Origin of the sequence: Nodosilinea sp. LEGE 07088, from assembly GCF_015207395.1 — a bacterium.
GTDB lineage: Bacteria > Cyanobacteriota > Cyanobacteriia > Phormidesmidales > Phormidesmidaceae > Nodosilinea.
Window position 1 is genome coordinate 1 of sequence record NZ_JADEWX010000390.1, and the last position, 1,125, is coordinate 1,125.

Sequence of the window (1,125 nt, forward strand, 5' to 3'; positions counted from 1 at the left end):
TAAGTAGCTAGGCGCAATTAAATATAAAACGTTCCAGCGGATAATCACCGGCTTTACTGCGGGCTTCCATGCCGTCAATGACGGTCATGGCTAAGTCATATTCATTATCAAACATCTGGCCCGCAATCTCGTGGCACTTCAGCTGCCGCCATTGGGTTTCTATAGGATTCATCTCCGAACAATAAGGCGGTAAAAAGAAGATGAACAGTCCCTGCTTCTGCCACCGAGACCACTGTTGCTGCACCAAGCGACTCCTATGAAGTGAGCCATTATCCTGCACAATGACGGTGATGCGACCCGTCTGGGCCAAGGTGTGTGAGGCCTTTTGGGCGACCCAATCGATGACCTCAATGTAGCTTTTCCCCTTAAACCCCCCTTGAGAGAGGGCATACTCAAAGCCTTCTCCCGGTTGCCACAATCCCAGAATGCTGATGCGGCGACCATGACGAGTCGGCGTTTGCTCCATCCGCTTCTGCTCTCCAATCGGACTGTAACTGTAGCTGACCGGACTCCAGAGGCAAAACCCAGCTTCATCGAGGTATTTGATATCGACCAGACCCTCTTCAGCCGCCAGCACCAGGGTCTCTAGGTCCGCCTGCTTGAGGGCTTTCTTGAGCGGGTCTTGCTTCCGTTTATGGCTGTGTCGGGTTCGTTTCCACCGATATCTTTTTTTTGAGCAATCGTCGTAATCGGTCACTACTCAAGTCCACCAAACGCTCTTGCTTCAGTTTTTGAGCTAACTGTGCGCTGTTATAGGTGCGAGACTCTTGATCCAAACACGCCGTCAAATAGTCCAGGTCTGACGGCTGCCACTTGGGTTTTGCACCCCGTCCTGGGGCTTCCCACAGTCCGCCCAATCCATCACTCTCCCATCGGCGTAGCGTCGCTCTAACCGTATGTTGATGGCACTGAAAAATCTCAGCAATAGCAGGCACGTTCAAGCCTTGGGCATTCAACCGCAGCATGTGCGCTCGGTCACGCGTCCGATAAGGAACCGTCTGAGCCTCTCGAAGTTCGCTCAACGTCCGATCTTCTTCCTCGGTTAGTATGATGCGTAGTGGGGCGGGCATTTTGGGGCACTCTAGCTACCCCGCTATCTTACATTTAATTTCAACCGCCTACTTA

Annotated in this window: 2 protein-coding genes; both read right to left on the reverse strand. The window is 52.4% G+C overall.

The genetic code is table 11. The features are described from left to right. Positions 1 to 7: 7 nt before the first annotated feature. The gene (locus tag IQ254_RS34180; protein WP_369011374.1) at positions 8 to 697 is read right to left on the reverse strand and encodes a transposase; all 690 of its coding nucleotides are present in this window, start codon (positions 695 to 697) and stop codon (positions 8 to 10) included. Further along, on the reverse strand, positions 633 to 1,070 hold the full coding sequence (locus tag IQ254_RS34185) for a transposase (protein ID WP_369011375.1): 438 nt from the start codon (positions 1,068 to 1,070) through the stop codon (positions 633 to 635). The genes IQ254_RS34180 and IQ254_RS34185 overlap by 65 nt, the downstream gene beginning before the upstream one ends. Positions 1,071 to 1,125: the final 55 nt, after the last annotated feature.

Coding starts and splice junctions, on each gene's coding strand:
- IQ254_RS34185 (WP_369011375.1), bottom strand. CDS start 1,070: ATGCCCGCCCCACTACGCATCATACTAACCGAGGAAGAAGATCGGACG.